The sequence below is a fragment of the Streptomyces sp. NPDC085932 genome, from assembly GCF_044540525.1.
Classification (GTDB): Bacteria; Actinomycetota; Actinomycetes; order Streptomycetales; family Streptomycetaceae; genus Streptomyces; species Streptomyces levis.
This window is the reverse complement of sequence record NZ_JBITSJ010000001.1, coordinates 453,438-469,827: the sequence shown is the minus strand read 5'-3', so window position 1 is coordinate 469,827 and position 16,390 is coordinate 453,438. Positions and strand designations below refer to the sequence as shown.

General features: G+C 74.3%; 12 protein-coding genes. 3 read left to right on the top strand and 9 right to left on the bottom strand.

Annotation, left to right across the window (positions count from 1 at the left end; genetic code table 11):
• The first annotated feature begins 59 nt into the window (after positions 1–59).
• Positions 60–2,912: an AAA family ATPase gene (locus ACIGAQ_RS01945; protein WP_399778456.1), complete on the top strand. Its 2,853-nt coding sequence runs from the start codon at positions 60–62 to the stop codon at positions 2,910–2,912.
• 204 nt (positions 2,913–3,116) lie between these two features.
• Positions 3,117–3,908: a serine protease gene (locus ACIGAQ_RS01940; protein ID WP_311680577.1), complete on the top strand. Its 792-nt coding sequence runs from the start codon at positions 3,117–3,119 to the stop codon at positions 3,906–3,908.
• An 88-nt stretch (positions 3,909–3,996) separates the two neighbouring features.
• Here the strand turns inward: ACIGAQ_RS01940 and ACIGAQ_RS01935 are convergent, their stop codons facing one another.
• The 6 genes from ACIGAQ_RS01935 to ACIGAQ_RS01910 all read right to left on the bottom strand — a co-directional run bounded on the left by ACIGAQ_RS01935 (position 3,997) and on the right by ACIGAQ_RS01910 (position 13,117).
• Entirely contained in the window at positions 3,997–5,112 is a 1,116-nt protein-coding gene (locus ACIGAQ_RS01935; RefSeq protein ID WP_362277711.1) for a winged helix DNA-binding domain-containing protein, read from the bottom strand.
• 59 nt (positions 5,113–5,171) lie between these two features.
• On the bottom strand, positions 5,172–8,759 hold the full coding sequence (gene putP / locus ACIGAQ_RS01930; protein ID WP_399778453.1) for a sodium/proline symporter PutP: 3,588 nt from the start codon (positions 8,757–8,759) through the stop codon (positions 5,172–5,174).
• Between the two features lie 97 nt (positions 8,760–8,856).
• Positions 8,857–9,480 carry a hypothetical protein gene (locus tag ACIGAQ_RS01925; protein ID WP_399778451.1) on the bottom strand — a complete coding sequence of 208 codons (624 nt, stop codon included), beginning with the start codon at positions 9,478–9,480 and terminating at the stop codon, positions 8,857–8,859.
• A complete protein-coding gene (locus ACIGAQ_RS01920; protein ID WP_399778449.1) occupies positions 9,477–11,150 on the bottom strand; it encodes a serine/threonine-protein kinase in 1,674 nt (557 codons plus the stop codon). The genes ACIGAQ_RS01925 and ACIGAQ_RS01920 overlap by 4 nt, the downstream gene beginning before the upstream one ends.
• A 165-nt stretch (positions 11,151–11,315) precedes the next feature.
• Positions 11,316–11,906: a hemerythrin domain-containing protein gene (locus ACIGAQ_RS01915; RefSeq protein ID WP_362277722.1), complete on the bottom strand. Its 591-nt coding sequence runs from the start codon at positions 11,904–11,906 to the stop codon at positions 11,316–11,318.
• An 11-nt stretch (positions 11,907–11,917) separates the two neighbouring features.
• The gene (locus tag ACIGAQ_RS01910) at positions 11,918–13,117 is read right to left on the bottom strand and encodes a hypothetical protein (RefSeq protein WP_311680570.1); all 1,200 of its coding nucleotides are present in this window, start codon (positions 13,115–13,117) and stop codon (positions 11,918–11,920) included.
• A 254-nt stretch (positions 13,118–13,371) separates the two neighbouring features.
• Here ACIGAQ_RS01910 and ACIGAQ_RS01905 point away from each other — a divergent pair, with 254 nt between their 5' ends.
• Positions 13,372–14,046: a hemerythrin domain-containing protein gene (locus ACIGAQ_RS01905; RefSeq protein WP_399778446.1), complete on the top strand. Its 675-nt coding sequence runs from the start codon at positions 13,372–13,374 to the stop codon at positions 14,044–14,046.
• Positions 14,047–14,280: 234 nt separating this feature from the next.
• On the opposite strand, the gene ACIGAQ_RS01900 is transcribed toward ACIGAQ_RS01905, so the two are convergent.
• The 3 genes from ACIGAQ_RS01900 to ACIGAQ_RS01890 are packed head-to-tail and all read right to left on the bottom strand — an operon-like array spanning position 14,281 to position 16,366.
• The gene (locus ACIGAQ_RS01900) at positions 14,281–14,814 is read right to left on the bottom strand and encodes a hypothetical protein (RefSeq protein WP_399778444.1); all 534 of its coding nucleotides are present in this window, start codon (positions 14,812–14,814) and stop codon (positions 14,281–14,283) included.
• 45 nt (positions 14,815–14,859) lie between these two features.
• The gene (locus ACIGAQ_RS01895) at positions 14,860–15,408 is read right to left on the bottom strand and encodes a DUF1360 domain-containing protein (protein WP_311680565.1); all 549 of its coding nucleotides are present in this window, start codon (positions 15,406–15,408) and stop codon (positions 14,860–14,862) included.
• On the bottom strand, positions 15,386–16,366 hold the full coding sequence (locus ACIGAQ_RS01890) for a Rieske 2Fe-2S domain-containing protein (protein WP_399778442.1): 981 nt from the start codon (positions 16,364–16,366) through the stop codon (positions 15,386–15,388). The genes ACIGAQ_RS01895 and ACIGAQ_RS01890 overlap by 23 nt, the downstream gene beginning before the upstream one ends.
• Between the last annotated feature and the right edge of the window lie 24 nt (positions 16,367–16,390).

The window sequence follows — 16,390 nt, the reverse complement described above, 5'->3', positions numbered from 1 at the left end:
CCGAAATTCAAAGAGCCGTTGCCTAATATTGGCCAGGACACGACACAGGGAGGACAGAGGTGACCGCTCGACGGGACTTCCAGGAGCCTCCCAGGAGCCGCCCCGACCTGGTCATCGGACGGGAGGAGCTGTTCGCCTCGGCACGGGACCAGCTCGGCCGGGGCGGCAGTGTGCTGCTCCACGGCCCGGCCGGAATAGGAAAGTCGACGGTCCTGCGCGCGCTGGCCGCGGATTACGGCGGTCCGGACCGGACCGTGTTGCGCTGCTCGGCCACGGAGTCCGAATCCCATCTGCCCTTCCTGGCCCTGGCCGATCTGTTCGGTCTGGTCCTCGACGAGGTCTCCGGCCACCTGCCCGCCGCCCAGCGCACCGCCCTGGAGTCGGCGCTCACCGGCCGCGGCGAGTCGACCCTGCAGCGGGACGGCCTGGCGCTGCGCCTGGCCGTGTTGTCGGCGCTGCGGGTCCTGGCCGCGAAAGGTCCGGTGCTGGTCGTCGCCGACGATCTGCAGTGGCTGGACGCGGCCAGTGCCGAACTGCTCGGCTTCGCCGCCCGTCGGCTCGGCGACACGCCCGTGCAGATGCTGTCGGCGGTGCGGACCGAGGGCGAGGAGTACGACCGCCACCTCCGCGCGTCCCCGCCGGACACCCTCGCCGTGCGGCTGGGGCCGCTCACCCGTACGCAGGTCTCGGCGCTGCTGGACCACCGCGGCTACACCCCCCTGTCCCGCTCCACGATCCGCGACATCCACCGCACCAGCGGCGGCAACCCCCTCTTCGCGCTGGAGCTGGGCCGCGCCCTGGCCGAGAGCCCGGCCCGGCCCCGGCCCGGTGAGCCGCTGCCGGTGCCCACCTCGCTGCGGGCGCTGGTGCTCAGCCGTCTGGAGATGCTGCCGGACGAGGCCCGCCGCACCCTCCTGGTGGCCAGCGCGGGTGCCCGCCCCACCCTGGCGCTGCTGCGCGCGGCCGGGCGGGAGCACGCCGAGGCCGAGACGGCCCAGGCCGCCGCCCTGGGGCTGCTGACGACCGACCCGGAGGCCCCGGCCCTGCGCTTCGCGCATCCGCTGATCTCGGCCGCGCTGTACGCGGAGGCCCCCGCGCAGGAGCGCAGGGCCGTGCACGCGGCGCTGTCCACGGCGGCCTCCGACCCGATCGAACGGGCCCGGCACCTGGCCCTGGCCACCACCGGCACCGACCCGGAGGTGGCGGCCCGGCTGGCCGAGGCGGGTGCGCTGGCCCGGGACCGCGGGGCCCCGTCCGTGGCCGCCTCGCTCGGGCTGCTCGCGGCCCGGCACACCCCGGCGGACAGCGTCCCGGGGCCGGACGAGCGGCGGCTGCAGGCCGCGGAGGACGCGATCACCGCCGGGGAGGCCGATCTCGCGAGGGACATCGCCCGGGACGTGCTGACACGCGCCACCGTGCCGGCGGAGCGGGTGCGGGCCTGGATGGTGGTCATCGAGGCGGCCGGGCAGGCGCTCGGCGAGGTCGACGCCGTCTTCCCGCAGGTGCTGGCCGACGCCGGCGACGACCCGGGCCTGCTCGCCCTGGTCCACTACCAGCTGGCCTGGCGCGGCCTGGTCGTGGAGGGCGACTTCGCCGAGGCCCGGCAGGAGGCCGCGCACGCGGCGGACCTGGCCGCCCGCGGCGGCGACCGGCGCACGGAGCTGATGGCGCTGTCCTTCCAGGCCTCCACCGAGACCCTGATGGGCCACCCGGACGCGCCCGCGACGGTCAAGAGGGCCCTGAAGGAACCACAGGACCCGTACGTGGCCTGCCATCACAACGGCGCCGGCTCGGCCCGCTTCCGCTGGCTGATCATGAGCGACCAACTGGCCGAGGCCCGCGCGACCATCACGGCGCTGCTGCGCGAGGTGCGGCGGCGCGGCATGGTCGAGAGCGAGGTGCACTTCCTGCGTTTCCTCGCCGACACCGAGCTGCGCTCCGGGCACTGCGGCCGGGCCCTGGACCTGGCCCGCGAGAGCCTGCGCCTGGCCCGGGACTCCGGGATCGGCGAGGGCGCCTCCGCGATGCTGACCTCCCTCGCGGAGGCCTCCGCCGGGGACGTCGACCGGGCGCTCGCCCTCGCCCGTGAGGCGGCCGACCACGCCGAGGTCGACGGCGACCAGATGTACCTCTCCCGGGCCCTGGCGGCGCTGGGCTACGCCCAGTTGGTGGCGGGGGACCCGGCGGGCACGGTCCGTTCGCTGCGCCGGGTGCGGGAGCTGGAGCAGGGCCTCGGCATCAACGACCCGGCGCGCGGCCGCTGGCACGGCGACCTCGCCGAGGCCCTGGTCCGCATCGGCGAGCCGGGCGAGGCGCAGGACGTCATCGACACGGCCCGGGTGCACGCGCTGCGGCTGGGCCGGGAGAGCGTCCTGGCCGTGCTCGACCGGGCCGAGGCGCTGGTCAGGGCGGCGCGCGGTGAGCACGAGACGGCCGCGGTCCGCCTGACCTCGGTGCAGGGCCGGCTCGGCCGGCTCGGCTACGGCCTGGAGGAGGCCCGCGCCGCCTTCGCGCTGGCCCGGCTGCGCGACCGGGCCGCCGCCCAGGCGCGCCCCGGCGGCACGGCCCAGCCCGGGCCGGCGTCGTACGACGAGGCCGCCCGGCTGTTCCGGCGCTGCCGGGCGCTGCCCTGGCTGCGGCAGGTCGACGCGGCCGTCACGGCCGGACCCGCCGCGGTGGAACCGCCCTCCGTCGCGCCGCCGGTGGCGCTCGACGCGCTGGAGGGGCTCGCCTCGATGGAGCGTCAGGTCGCCTCGCTCGTGATGGAGGGCGCGACCAACCGGGAGATCGCCGGCCGCCTGTTCATCAGCGTCAAGACCGTCGAGGCGACCCTCACCCGGGTCTACCGCAAGCTGGGCATCCGCTCGCGGGTGGACATCGTCCGGCTGGCCGCGGGCCGCCGCAGCACCTGACCCGACCTGGGTTTACGGCGCCGCACCGAGGGTTTTCCCTGCCCAACTCCCTTAGGGGGTTCCCTCATTGGGGCCCTCGCCGCCGAGCCCTAGCTTAAGGGGCGTGCCGCTCGCCGGGCACACGGAGATCCGAACAACGGCGTCAGGGTCCCCGTGCTCCACCCACCCGCGCGACCCCCCACCGGCAACTCCCCAAGGAGACCCATGTTCGGGCTCAACGCCGCCAGGAAGGCCGCCGCCGTCGCCGCGGCGACCGCTGCCGCCGCCACCGCCGCGCTGCTCGCCGCCCCCACGGCCGTGGCCGCGCCCCAGCCGATCGTCGGCGGCACCACGACCACGACGACCGCGTACCCGTTCGTCATGCAGATCACGGACGCCTCGCAGAGCCAGTTCTGCGGCGGCACGCTGGTCTCCCCCACGAAGGTGGTCACCGCCGCGCACTGCATGGTCGGTGAGACCACCGGCAGCGTCCGCGTCGTCGGCGGCCGCACCTACCGCAACGGCACCAACGGCACGGTCAGCAGAGTCAGTCGGATATGGATCCACCCGAGCTACACGGACGCCACCAACGGCGACGACGTGGCCGTGCTGACGCTGTCGACGTCGATGCCGTACACCCCGGCCAAGTACGTCTCCTCCGCCCAGACCTCGGTGTACGCGGCCGGCACCACCGCCCGCATCCTCGGCTGGGGCACCACCTCCTCCGGCGGCAGCTCCTCCAACCAGCTGCGCACCGCGACCGTACCGACCGTGTCCGACGCGAGTTGCGGCAGCTCCTACGGCTCCGACTTCGTGCAGAGCGACATGGTGTGCGCCGGGTACACCTCCGGCGGCGTGGACACCTGCCAGGGCGACAGCGGCGGTCCCCTGCTCGTCGGGGGCGTCCTGGCAGGCATCACTTCCTGGGGCGAAGGCTGCGCCCAGGCCGGTTACCCGGGTGTCTACACCCGGCTGACCACCTTCTCGAACCTGGTCACGACGCAGGTGAACTCGTGACCCGTTAGCTCCCGGGCCACCCCCGGGTGAAAGACCAGGGGGCGTTGCGGGCTTCCACGAGCAGCCCGCAACGCCCCCTCTCCATGCGTCACCTGCGCACGGTGCCGAAGCGGATGTCGTACGCCGTGCCCGGGTGCATGGTCCTCAGCATCCGCTCCCCCTCGGCGGTGACCTCCTCGCGCCGCGCGGCGCCGAGTTCCTCGAAGGGCTCGATCACCAGCGCGTCCTGCTCCAGCCGCCACAGGCCGGCGAGGAAGCCGTCGACGAGGAGGGTGCAGTAGGCGATGTTGCCCTGCCAGCTGCGGCCGCGGTGTTCGGCCGGGACGACCCGCGTGCGGTCGGCGTGGGAGAGCAGCAGGTTGTCGAACTCGGGCAGGAAGCGCGGCGGGGCGGGGGTGTCCGGGTCGGGGCGCGGGGCGTCCGGCAGGTCGAACAGTTCGGCACCCCTGTCGTCCCGGAAGGTCACCAGCCGCGGGCGGAGGCGCTCGAAGGCCTCGTCCAGGCGCGTCAGTCCGGCCCAGGTCTGCATGTCCCGCACGGAGGCCGGGCCGAACGCGGCGAGGTAGCGCAGCACGACCGCGTCGGGCGTGGCGGGCTCTCCGGCGGGGCGGCCGAGCCACCGCTCGGCGGTGGTGAGACTGACCTGCCCGCTCCTGCCCCACAGGCCGCGCGGGGTGACCTGCACGAGCGGCAGGCGGCAGCGGGCGGCGACGGCCAGGGCCTGCGGATCGGCGTCGGGCCACTCCCGGAGCAGGGCCTCGCGCAACTGCTTCATGGTGCGGGGCTCGTCCTCGACGAGGTCACGGGCCAGGCGGTCGAGCCGGTCCAGGTCGACGCCGATGAGGCCCTTGCGGAAGTTCGCCAGCTCCCGGTCCGTCGCGGGCTGCGTCAGCGGCCGCAGGGCGAGGCAGTCGGCCGCGGTGTGGGTGTGGAGGGTGGAGCGCATCGTGACGATCCGGACTGCCTCGCGGTCGGCCATCAGCCGCGACAGGTCCTGGGGCGCGAATCCGTCGAGCCGGGCGGCGAGCGCGTAGTACGGGGGCTTGACGTTCTGCGCCTGCAGACCGACCAGGTGCTCGACGGCGCCGGCGGCGGACATCCGTGCGGGCCGCAGGAGCAACTGGCGTGCGAGGGTGGCCCGGTTGAGGGCCCGGGTCCCGAGGTGGGGTGCCGTACGGGTGACGCTCCGCTGGGTGTTCGTCATGCCAGGCACGGTAGCCGGACTTGCGGACAGCTTCTGTCCGCAACGTGCCCTGCGGTGTGCTACACCTCGGGCATCCCGTCGGGGCGCAGGACCTGTTCCGTCCAGATGATCTTGCCGGTGCCGGTGTAGCGCGTGCCCCAGCGCTGGGCGAGCTGCGCGACGATCAGCAGGCCGCGGCCGCCCTCGTCGGTGGTCCGGGCGTGGCGCAGACGCGGTGCGGTGCTGCCGCCGTCGGACACCTCGCAGATGAGCCCGCGGTCCCGGATCAGGCGCAGGCAGACCGGCCCGGTCGCGTGCCGGATGGCGTTGGTGACCAGCTCGCTGACGATGAGTTCGGTGGTGAAGGCCAGGTCCGGCACGCCCCACTCCTCCAGCTGCCGGAGGGCGAGCGTGCGGGCGTGGGCGACGGCGGCCGGGTCGCTGGGCAGGTCCCAGGAGACGACCTGCTCGGCGGCCAGGACCCGGGTCCGGGCGAGGAGCAGGGCCACGTCGTCGGAGGGCGGGCCGGTGAGCAGGGCGTCGATCGCGCCCCGGCCGAGCTCCTCCAGCTCCGGTCCTCGTGCCCCGAGGGCGTCGCCCAGCCGGTGGAGCCCCAGGTCGATGTCCCGGTCGTAGGTCTCGATGAGGCCGTCGGTGTAGAGGGCGATGAGGCTGCCCTCGGCCAGTTCCACCTCGACGGACTCGAAGGGGAGGTAGCCGAGGCCGAGGGGCGGTCCGGCGGGCAGGTCGAGCAGGTCCGCGGTCCCGTCGGGAGAGACGATCACGGGCGGGAGGTGACCGGCCCGGGCCAGCGTGCACCTGCTGCTGACGGGGTCGTAGACGGCGTACAGGCACGTGGCTCCCAGGAACGCGGCACCCGCGCTGTCGTCGCCGGCCACCGCGGGCTCCTGGTCGCCGTCCGCCCCGAGGTGGCCGATCACCAGGTCGTCCAGGTGGGCCAGCAACTCGTCCGGGGGCAGGTCCAGGTCGGCCAGGGTACGGACGGCCGTGCGCAGCCGGCCCATGGTCGCCGCCGCGTTCATGCCGTGCCCGACGACGTCCCCGACGACCAGGGCGACGCGGGCCCCGGACAGCGGGATCACGTCGAACCAGTCGCCGCCCACGCCGCTGGGCGCGTCCGCGGGCAGGTACCAGGAGGCCACCTCCAGCGCGGAGCCGCCGGACAGTTCCCGCGGCAGCAGGTAGCGCTGCATGGAGCGGGCGGCGGTGCGCTCGCGGGTGAAGCGGCGCGCGTTGTCCACGGACACCGCCGCCCGGGACACCAGTTCCTCGGCGAGGCGTACGTCGTCGTCCTCGAACGGGCCGGTGCGGTCGGTGCGGGCGAACGTCGCCACGCCGAGGGTGACGCCGCGGGCCCGCACCGGGACGACCATCAGCGAGCGGAAGCCGAAGTCGCGCAGGGTCGAGCCCAGCGACTCGTCCTCCGTCACCCAGGTGCTGGCCGAGAGGTCCAGGACGCGCTCCACCAGCGTCCGGCTCTCGCTCAGGCACCGGGTCACAGGAGAGCGAGCGGCGCGCCGGACGGTCTCGCCCACGGCCAGACTCGCCTCCGGGCAGCCCTCGCGCACCGACTGCTGGCCGGCCCGGCGGATGACGGGCGTCATGCCCACCGGACCGGGGGCCGGCTCCTCGCCGCGCATGACCGAGTCGAGCAGGTCGACGGCGACGAACTCGGCGACGGCGGGGACCGCCTCGTCCGCCAGTTCCTGCGCGGTCCGGGTGACTTCCAGGGTGCTGCCGATCCGCGCGCCGGCGTCGTTCAGCAGGGCCAGGCGTTCCTGCGCCCGCCAGCGCTCGGTGACGTCGACGACCATGTAGGAGACGCCGACGGTGCGGCCCTTGCGGTCCCTCATGCCGAAGAAGGAGGCGGAGCAGGCGCGGACCCGGCCGGGGTCGAGGTGACCGGGGGCGCGGTACTCGTGGTCGAGCACCGGTTCCCCGGTCTCCAGGACCTTGCGCATCTGCTCCTCGAAGGCGTCCGCCTCCGCCTCCGGCAGGACGTCCCGCACCCGCCGCCCCAGCCGTCGTTCGAGCGGGATGAGGCGCTCCAGCGGCTCGTTCACCCAGACGTAGCGCAGGTCGGCGTCCAGCACGGCCATGCCGACGGGTGCGTCGGTGAGGAACGGCGTCACCATCAGCCGGCTCACACCGCCGCCCGGCATCCGCCAGAAGGCGCGCCTGGGCGGCCGGCCGACGAACCTGCCGAAGACCAGCGCGGCGGCCGTGGCGACCAGGACGCCCGGGACCATCTCGTAGATGCCCGACTCCATCGGGCCGAGCAGGGGATCGATCCGGTCCCAGAGCAGGACCGTGGCCGCGCCCGACACGATCCCGGCCATGGCGCCCGCCCACGTCATCCGCGGCCAGTACAGCGAGAGCAGGACCACCGGCCCGAAGGCGGCCCCGAAGCCCGCCCAGGCCTCGCCGACGATGTCCAGCAGCCCGCCGCCCCTGAGGGCGATCACACAGGCCACCAGGATCACCAGCACGACGGCACCGCGCCCGACCCGCACCAGGGTGCGGTCCCCGGCCCGCCGGTGCAGGAAGGCGCGGTAGAAGTCCTCGGTGAGGGCGGTGGAGGACACGAGGAGCTGGCTGTCGGCGGTCGAGACGATCGCGGCCAGGACGGCGATCAGCAGCACACCGGCGACCCACGGGGTGAACAGGGCCCGGGTGACGGCGATGTACACCGTGTCCGGGTCGCCCAGCGGGGCGCCCGGCTGGGCGATCCCCACCAGGGCGACGAGGGTGGCGCCGGCGAGCACGACGGCGACCCAGGCCGTTCCGATCCGGCGGGCCGCCGGGACGGACCGGGTGCTGCGGATGCCCATGAAGCGGGCCAGGATGTGCGGCTGGCCGAAGTAGCCGAGGCCCCAGGCGAGCAGGGAGACCGTGGCCACGGCTCCGAGCGGACCGCCCGCCGACCACTGGCCGTCCGCGTAGCCGACCGCGGCCCCCATGTCGAGCAGGTCCGGGTTCCGGGCGTCGACGTCGTCCCCGAGGGCCCCGAAGCCGCCGAGCGCCGTGATGCCCGTCAGGGGGACCACGAGCAGCGCGAGGAGCATCAGGGTCCCCTGCAGCACGTGCGTCATGCTCACGGCGAGGAAGCCGCCCAGGCCGGCGTAGACGACGATCACCAGGGCGGTCAGGGTCACCCCGAGGCCGAAGCGGACGTCGAAGACCTGCTCGAACAGCACGCCTCCGGCCACCAGCCCGCCGGCCACGTAGACGGTGAAGAACACCAGGGTGACGGCGGCCGAGACCAGTCTGAGCATCCGGGTGCGGTCCTCGAACCGTTCCTCCAGATAGGCCGACAGGCTCACGGCGTTCTCGGCGCGCTCGGTGTAGGTGCGCAGCCGGGGAGCGACGAAGAGCCAGTTGAGGTACGTGCCCACGACCAGGCCGACGGCGATCCAGGCGGCGCCGAGGCCGGCCGCGTAGACGGCTCCGGGCAGCGCGAGGAAGAGCCAGCCGGACATGTCGCTGGCCCCGGCGGACAGGGCCGCGACGAACGCGTTGAGCCGCCGGCCGCCGAGCGCGAAGTCGGTGAACGTGCGAGTGCGGCGGTACGCCCAGACACCGGTCCCGATCAGGGCGGCCACGTACACGAGGAACATGGTCAGGATCGGCGCACTCACATCGAGCATGTGGTCCTCGCCTGCGCGGCTCAGGGAACGGGATGGGCCGTCGGCACGCCTGGCATTTTGTCTGCCTCTTCGCCTAAATGTACAGATCCAGGACGCGTCAGGGGCAGTCGTAGGTGAAACGGGTGGTCAGGGTGCGGGGAGCCGGGGCCAGGATGCGCAGTTCGGCCCGGGCGGTGTGGTGCCCGGTGCCCTGGAAGGTCCATCGCAGTCGGAGGCGGGCCTGCTTCTGGCCCCGGACCGTCTTTTCCTTCAGGACGCCCGAGGCGGTGCCGTCGCTGCGCACCCAGCGGTAGGACAGCGTGCCCGGGCGGCCGTTCGTGGTGACGAGGCCGGTGACGTGCGCGGTGCCGTCGCAGCCCAGCACCGCAGGCCGGGCCGTGACGGCCGCCGTGCGGACCGCGAGGGGCGGTCCGAGGCGTGGCCAGGCGAGGTATGCCAGGACGCAGAGGACGACCAGGGCGGGCAGGGCGTGTCTGCGCGGCCGCCGGGGGGCGGGCGCGGGGGACGGCGGTGCGGCGGCGAGCGCCGGATGTGTGCGGTGCGCGACGGCTGCCGTCACGCCGGGGCCGAAGCGCAGCACGGTGCCCTCGACGCGGTCGGGCCGGGTGGGCCGCTCCTGCCCCGTGCCCTGCTCGACGAGGGTCCGGTCCTCCTCCGGCCGCACGATCCAGTGGCTGCCCAGCGCGGTGGCGCTGTACTCGGCGTCGTCCTGTGGGGTCATCGCAGGTCGCACCGCCTGGTGAGGAGCTGCTGCGAGGCGCCGCCGTCGGCGGGGGCGGGGGTCGTGGTGGCCTGCACCGTCCAGTAGCAGCCGAGGCTCCGGAAGGTGTGGTCGACGGTGAGCGTGTACCGGGTGGCGCCGCTGCGCTCGAAGGTCTGGGGAGCGCCGTCCGGTGTGCCGGGCTCTCCCGCCGTGCCACCGGCGTACCAGGTGACCGTGATGGTCACCGGACCGGTGCCGTCCGTGGTGACGCCGAGGGTCGCCGTGGCGGTCGTGGGGCCGGTCTGCCGGAAGGACGACACGGAGACGTCCTTGACGGCCGGCCCGGCGGGCGCCGCCGGTTCGGTGGGCGGGGCGGTGGCCGGCGGCTCGGCGGTGGTCCCCTCACCGGCGGACGTCTCGTCGCCCGTGGTGCTCTCGCCACCGGCCGGGGTGCCGGGGGCCGGGGGCTCCGCGGTGCCGGGAGCCGAGGCGCCGGGCGGCGACGGGGTGACCGACGGCGAGGGGCCTGCCGACGCGCTGGAGGTGGCGGACGGCGACGGTGAGGTCCCCGTCGCGGCGGGCGACCCCGACGGTCCCGGGCCGGCGCCGGTGGTGGCCAGCGCCGCTGCCGCCCCCTGCCCCGCGGTGCCGGGCCCGGACGGCAGCCCGTGGGTCAGGAGGGCGGCGAGGAGCACGGCGGCGGCCGACACGAACAGCCCGGCCCGGCCCGGCAGCCATGAGCGGATCCCTCCATGGCCCGTCGCGGACCGTCCGCCGAGCACGGTGCGCGCGGTGTCCGCGGTGCCGCGGGGCGCCTGCCGGGACGTGGGCAGCAGCAGGGGCAGCAGGGCCACCAGGGCGGCGAGCCGGCCCCGGCCGCGCTCCTCCCAGCCGGGGCCGTAGGCGGCGCCGGCGGCGGCCTCCAGGTCCGTCACGAGGTCCTCGGCCCGTGCGGGCCGCTCCCCCGGGTCCTTGGCCAGGCCCCGGCGCACCAGGTCCCGCACCGGCTCGGGGGCCTCGTCGGCGGGGACGGGCGCGTCGACGTGCTGGAGGGCGAGTTCCGCGAGGTTCTCGCCGGCGTACGGCTTGCGGCCCGTCAGGCACTCGAAGAAGGTGGCGGTGGCCGCGTACACGTCGGCGGCGGGCGAGGCGGGAGCACCCGTCCACTGCTCCGGCGCCATGTAGAAGGGGGTTCCGGCCACGCCCGCGCTGCTGCCCGAGTCGACCGCGATGCCGAAGTCGACCAGCTTGGAGGAGCCGTCCCGGGCAACCAGGACGTTCTCCGGCTTGTAGTCGCGGTGGACGACGCCGACGCGGTGCGCGTCGGCCAGACCGAGCAGCGATCCCTTGAGGACGACGAGCGCGGCTTCCGGACCGAGCGGGCCCTCGCGCTTCAGCAGCGCCCGCAGAGAGACCCCGTCGACCAGCTCCATCACGATGGCGGCCCCGTCCGGGCTCTCCACGTACTCGTACAGCCCGGCGACGTACGGACTCGCCAGGCCCGCCAGCAGCCGCGCCTCCGCCCGGAAGTCGTGCACGAAGCCCGGCCGGGTGCGCAGGGACTCGCTGAGGTACTTCACCGCGACCGGGACGCCGGTCTCCTCGTGGACGGCCAGGACGACCCGTCCGCTCGCCCCGGCTCCGAGTTCCAGCGACTCGGTGTATCCGGGCACTCCCCATGTGTTCATCGCATCCCCCCGGGCCGCCGCTCGGCAGGGGCCGGCCGCATTCGGAGACACATTTTTCGGCCATCACGGTTGCATGGCCAGAAGGAAGCGCCAGGCGTGCCCGGACCGTGACCGGCGGCGCGGGCCGTCGGTCCGGTGCCGGGCGGGCTGCTCGGTCCTGGGCTGTCAGCCCTGGCCCATGGCCTTGCGGACCGCGTCCTTGGTGCGGTCCATCAGCGCGGCGACGGGGCCGAGGGCCACGTTGGCGGCGCCGGACTCGACACCCGGGTGCGGGCGGGTGGGGGCCATGGCCTCGGCGGCCTTCACGGCCTTGGCCATGGAGGCGAGGCCGGCGGTGTCGGTGCTGCGGCGGATGTGGGTGAACTCGTAGCGCTCCTCCGCCCGGGCGTGCTCCTGCACGTCGGTGCGCAGCTCCCGCAGCCGGGGCAGGAACGCCGGGTCGTCGGTGTCCATGTCGTCCAGGGCCGAGAGGGTCTCCTTGGCCGCCCGCTCCTCGGCGAGCCGGTCCTCCACGACCTGTTCGCCGCCCGGCAGCGAACGGCGGGCGAAGGGATGGACGACCTCCTCCTCGGCGGTCTCGTGCACGGCCAGCAGCCGCACCAGACGCCGGAAGGCGTCCCGGCGCTCCTCGCCCTCGCAGGCCTCCACCTCGTCGAAGAGGTTGCGGATGTCGCCGTGCTGGCGCATCAGCAGCGCGACCACGTCGGTGTCCCGCGCCCGGTCGTCGCCCGCCTGGGGGGTGTGCAGTTCGGTCATGACCGGTCGCCTCACTTCTCACGCATCGCGGGGTCGGGGTGCTCGCCCTCCGACTGCACCCGGTACTCGCGGCCGAACATCGCGTCGTGCTCCGCCATGACCCGCTCGCTCGGCGGCTCCTCGCCGCCGTGGATCTGCTCCTGCAGCTTCTCGAACCGCTCGTGCGCCTCGCGCACATAGCCGGCGCCCAGGGTGGTCAGGTCCATCTGGGTCTCCAGCAGCTCGCGCAGATACTGCTTGTTCGGCTCGAACGTGAGCACGTTCGGCAGCTCCGGCGCGAGGACCTCCTGCGGCTCCCGGCCGTCGTGACGGCGCATCAGGTCGCAGGCGGTGTGCAGGTGCTCCAGCTCCATGTTCAGGTGCAGCTCCCAGATCGCCTTGACCTTGGGATCGCTCTCCTGCTCCATGAACGAGTAGTACAGGTAGCACTCGTTGTACTCGTGGTTGACCAGCTGCTCCCACCACGTCTCACCCGGGTCGACGAGGGACTCGTAGTGGGTGACGTGCTCCTCCTCGATCAGCCCGATCTCCTGGTAGAGCTGGCGGGCGATCGGCTCCATGTAGGTGGGGCCGGTGTTCATGTAGAAGTTCATGGTCTGCTGCTCCGCCGACATGATGGTCAGGGCGTGCAGCTTCGACAGCGGGTCCGTGCCGTTCTTGTCGTAGGGGTCGCGGACGTTGTCGGCCGGGTGGCGGTGGTGGTACTTCGTCGGCCGGCCCGGCATCACCTCGGTGAGGTTGTCCACGATCGACTCCGCCTTGCGGTGCTCGATCATCTCGTAGAGGTTGGCGTACCGGTACAGGTGGTCGAAGTCCTCCAGCACGCCGAACTGGTACGCCTGCTTCAGGTACGGGTCCGGCTCCATCCTGGCCACCCAGGCGGTCAGGTCCACCGCGACCTGCTCGTAGGCGATGGTCGTCTCCAGCACGGAGGAGACACCGGGCAGCAGCCAGTTGACGACCTTCTGCTGCTGCGCCTCGATGTACCGGGTCTGCGCGAGCTGCCGTTTGACCTCCGGGTCGACGGTGTTGCGGGCGAGCTGGTGGCTGAAGAGGATCGCCTCGACCTCGATGCCGTTCATCGTGATGATCCGGCAGCGGGTGTACGGGTCGCAGCGGTCGGGGTCGATGGGCTGCACGTCCAGCTCGCGCCAGCTGCGCAGCTGGCGGTCCAGCGGGATGCCCCGCTGCTCCAGTGGGTTGAAGGTCACGGAAGGTCTCCTGGGTGGGGGGTGGGCACTCGCGCGCCGGCGGTGGCCCCGCCAGGGCCGGCGAGCACGGGTTCGCCTTCGCAGTCTTCCGACCGGGGCCGGGTCCGGCCACCGCTCGCGCCCCCTCGACGTGCGGGTTCGGCCGGCCGGGTGAGCCGGAGGGCTTCCGCGGAAAAGGGGTACCCGCGCCACGCGGCACCGGCGGGTGCCGCGCGGACGCCGGCGTGCCGTCGGCGCGCGGGAAGGAGCGGGGCATGGCCACGACCATCGAGACACAGAGCGTCGACCAGCTGGGCGGCCCGGGCAGCGTGCTGGCCCGCCAGCGCCGGGATCACGCGGAGATGGACCGGCTGATGGACCGGTACCGGGCGCTGGAGGACGGTGCGGAGCGGGAGCGGATGCTGAAGGAGGTCGTGCAGCTCGTGTTCAGCCACGCCTTCGCGGAGGAGACCGTGCTGTGGCCGGCCGTGCGGCGTGCGGTCCCGGACGGGGAGGAGCTGACCTCCCGGGTCGAGGAGGAGCACCAGGAGATCAACGACCTCGTCGCCGAGATCGAGCGCCTGCAGCCCGGCACTGCGGAGCGCGACGAGAGGGTGGAGCGGGTCTTCGCCCTGATCCGGCAGGACATCCGGGACGAGGAGGACCTCGTGCTGCCGCGGCTGCAGGAGGCGCTGGACGCCGCCCGGCTGCGGCGGCTCGGCGCGGCGTGGGAGACGGTGCGCAGGAGCGCGCCGACCCATCCGCACCCGGTCGTGCCGCGGCGCCCGCCGGGCAACGCGGTCCTGGGCGTGCCGCTCAGCCTCTACGACCGGCTGCGCGACGGCCTGGGCCTCGGCGTGTCCGGCCCGTGGGGCCGCAGGATCCTGTCCGGTCTGATCGGGCTGCTGGTCTCCGGCGCGGTCGCCGTCATCATGCGCAAGCGACGGTGAGCCGACGGATCATCGTCCGAGAGGGGCCCTGCGGCGAGCCGGCAGGTCACCGCACGTGGTGGTCCCCGCTGAGCCGACAAGCCAGCGTCCGCGAGGGGTCCCCGGTGAGCCGGCGGGTCACCCACCCGTGGTGGTCCCCCGATGCGCCGGCGGGTCACCGTCTGTGTGCGGTGCCGCCGTAAGCCGGCAGGTCGCCACCTCACCACCTGCAGGCGGCACCGCCGGGAGTGGCGGTCAGCGTCCGTGGGCGGCGCTACGGGGCAGGGGGCCGACGTCCGCGTGGCGGCCGGGGCGGAGGGCGGCGTGCCGCTGCCCGGGGCCGGGGCCGCCGCGCGCGGCCAGGGCGTCGGCGACGGCACCCGTGACGAAGGCGTAGACGGCCTTGTGCATCACGTCCACCACGAGTTCCCGGCGCGGCCAGGTCTCGGGCGGGGCCCCGACGCCGGTCGCGTTCTCCAGGATCTGGTCGTTGGTGAGGCGGACGACGGTGAACTTGGCGGAGGCGACCGGCCCGCGCAGCCCCGCCTGGGCCATGACCGACCGCAGCACACCCAGGAGGGCGGCCTGGCCGAAGTGCATGGCCCAGTTGACCGTCAACGGCTGGGTGCCGGGGCGCTCGGGCAGGCCGGTCAGCCGTTGCAGGACACGGGCCGGCACATGGGAGTCCGGCCGGCCCGTGAGGGCCTGCTCCAGCTTCTCGCCGAGGGTCATCACGACGCCCCCGGCGGTACCGGCGACCAGTCCTTGCCACAGTGCGCGCTTGAGCATGTCCCGGCGAGTACCCGTTTGCGGGCCCGGGTCACGCGCCGTCCCTCAGTCGCCGGTCGTCTTGTCCATCAGGGCGCTGTAGGCCAGTTGCAGCGTGTCCGCCCCGGCCAGCGCGGTGAGCGTGCCCATGGCGGTGCGGGTGGCGCGGGGCCACAGCAGCTGTCCGGCGGTCAGGGCCGAGGCCACCCAGACGCTCATGCAGAACGGGCAGGTGGCGAGCTCGCCGACGGTGTGCCTGCCCTGCTCGGGCTGGGCCTCCTCGTGCAGTTCGGCCGGGCCCTGCGGCCCGACGTACCGCGTGAAGGGGGCGCGCAGCGGGCTGGTCACCGACGCCTTGCTGAGCAGCCGGCTCAGGCGGAAGGTGGCCACCGCGGTCAGGGCGACGTCCCACGGCTCGGGACGGTCGGGCACGGGGCGGCCCCGCAGCCGGACCGCCGTGGTCCAGGCCGTCGTGAAGGCGGCGAAGCCGGCCATGGCCGCGACGTAGCCGCCGAGCGGCCGGTCGTGTCCTGCCGAGTAGTCCCGTTCCGCGCGCCGCAGCAGGCCGCGCAGGCCTCGTACCGGGCGGCTGTCAGTCACGGGCGTCGTGTCCATGTGCGGCATCCGTTCGCGTTCCACTTCCCTGTACGGCCGGTTCCCGGCGCTGTTCGGCGGGCTCTGCCCCGTCCTGGTGGCGCAGGCGCACCTCGACACGGCCCCCCTCGGTGATGCGGGTCTCGAAGGAGGGCTGCGGCGCGGTGGCCGGGCCGCGTACGTTCCAGCCGTCGGAGAGGCGGAAGACGCTGCCGTGCCAGGGGCACCGGACGCAGCCGTCCTCGACGGTGCCCTCCGCGAGCGGTCCCGCGAGGTGACTGCACCGCTCGGCGAGGGCGTGGATCTGCCCGCCGGTCTCCCTGACCACCAGCACGGGCACGTCGTCGACGACCCGGCGCACCGGCCGCCCGGCGGGGAGTTCGTCCACGGTCCCGACCTCGTGCCAGCCCGCGGAGACGACGTGCGGGACCTCCTCGGCGTGGTTGGCGCCGGAGGCCTGGCGGTAGGCGAGGTGGCCGCCCAGCATGCCGCCGACGCCGACGGCCGTCATGCCGAGGAAGCCGTAGGTCCGGCCCGCCGCCTCGCGTCCCTTGACGCGGCAGGCGAGGGAGGCGGCGTAGAGGCCGACGGCGACGGTGTTGGACAGGGCGTGCACGAGTCCGACGCGCTGCTGCTGCCGGTGCAGTTCCGCCCAGTCGGTCCAGCCCGCGAGGGCCGCCGGGGCGGCGGCGGCCAGGCCGAAGCCGATCAGCAGCCGTGACTCGCGGGAGCGGCCGGGTCGCAGGTCGAGGACCGCCGCCGACAGCCAGCTGCCGATCGGCACCTGGACCATCAGCGGATGCACCGGGTGTCCCAGCCAGCGGCCGTGCAGCAGGTCCCTGCCGCGTCCCAGCGGCAGGGACCGTACGCCCTTGCGGAGCGTGTCGATCACCGCGTCGGCCCGGGGCTCGCGCTCCAGGCGGTCCAGCAGCCACAGGACCCGGTTCTGCCGCAGCAGGCGGCGTCGCGTTGCACTCATGCCCCGCCGGGTTTCCACCGGTAT

What these genes read in the sequence shown, in the direction of transcription:
- ACIGAQ_RS01940 (WP_311680577.1), top strand. Translation starts at nt 3,117, where the DNA reads ATGTTCGGGCTCAACGCCGCCAGGAAGGCCGCCGCCGTCGCCGCGGCG.
- ACIGAQ_RS01935 (WP_362277711.1), bottom strand. Translation starts at nt 5,112, where the DNA reads ATGACGAACACCCAGCGGAGCGTCACCCGTACGGCACCCCACCTCGGG.
- putP (WP_399778453.1), bottom strand. Translation starts at nt 8,759, where the DNA reads ATGCTCGATGTGAGTGCGCCGATCCTGACCATGTTCCTCGTGTACGTG.
- ACIGAQ_RS01925 (WP_399778451.1), bottom strand. Translation starts at nt 9,480, where the DNA reads ATGACCCCACAGGACGACGCCGAGTACAGCGCCACCGCGCTGGGCAGC.
- ACIGAQ_RS01920 (WP_399778449.1), bottom strand. Translation starts at nt 11,150, where the DNA reads ATGAACACATGGGGAGTGCCCGGATACACCGAGTCGCTGGAACTCGGA.
- ACIGAQ_RS01915 (WP_362277722.1), bottom strand. Translation starts at nt 11,906, where the DNA reads ATGACCGAACTGCACACCCCCCAGGCGGGCGACGACCGGGCGCGGGAC.
- ACIGAQ_RS01905 (WP_399778446.1), top strand. Translation starts at nt 13,372, where the DNA reads ATGGCCACGACCATCGAGACACAGAGCGTCGACCAGCTGGGCGGCCCG.
- ACIGAQ_RS01900 (WP_399778444.1), bottom strand. Translation starts at nt 14,814, where the DNA reads ATGCTCAAGCGCGCACTGTGGCAAGGACTGGTCGCCGGTACCGCCGGG.
- ACIGAQ_RS01895 (WP_311680565.1), bottom strand. Translation starts at nt 15,408, where the DNA reads ATGGACACGACGCCCGTGACTGACAGCCGCCCGGTACGAGGCCTGCGC.
- ACIGAQ_RS01890 (WP_399778442.1), bottom strand. Translation starts at nt 16,366, where the DNA reads ATGAGTGCAACGCGACGCCGCCTGCTGCGGCAGAACCGGGTCCTGTGG.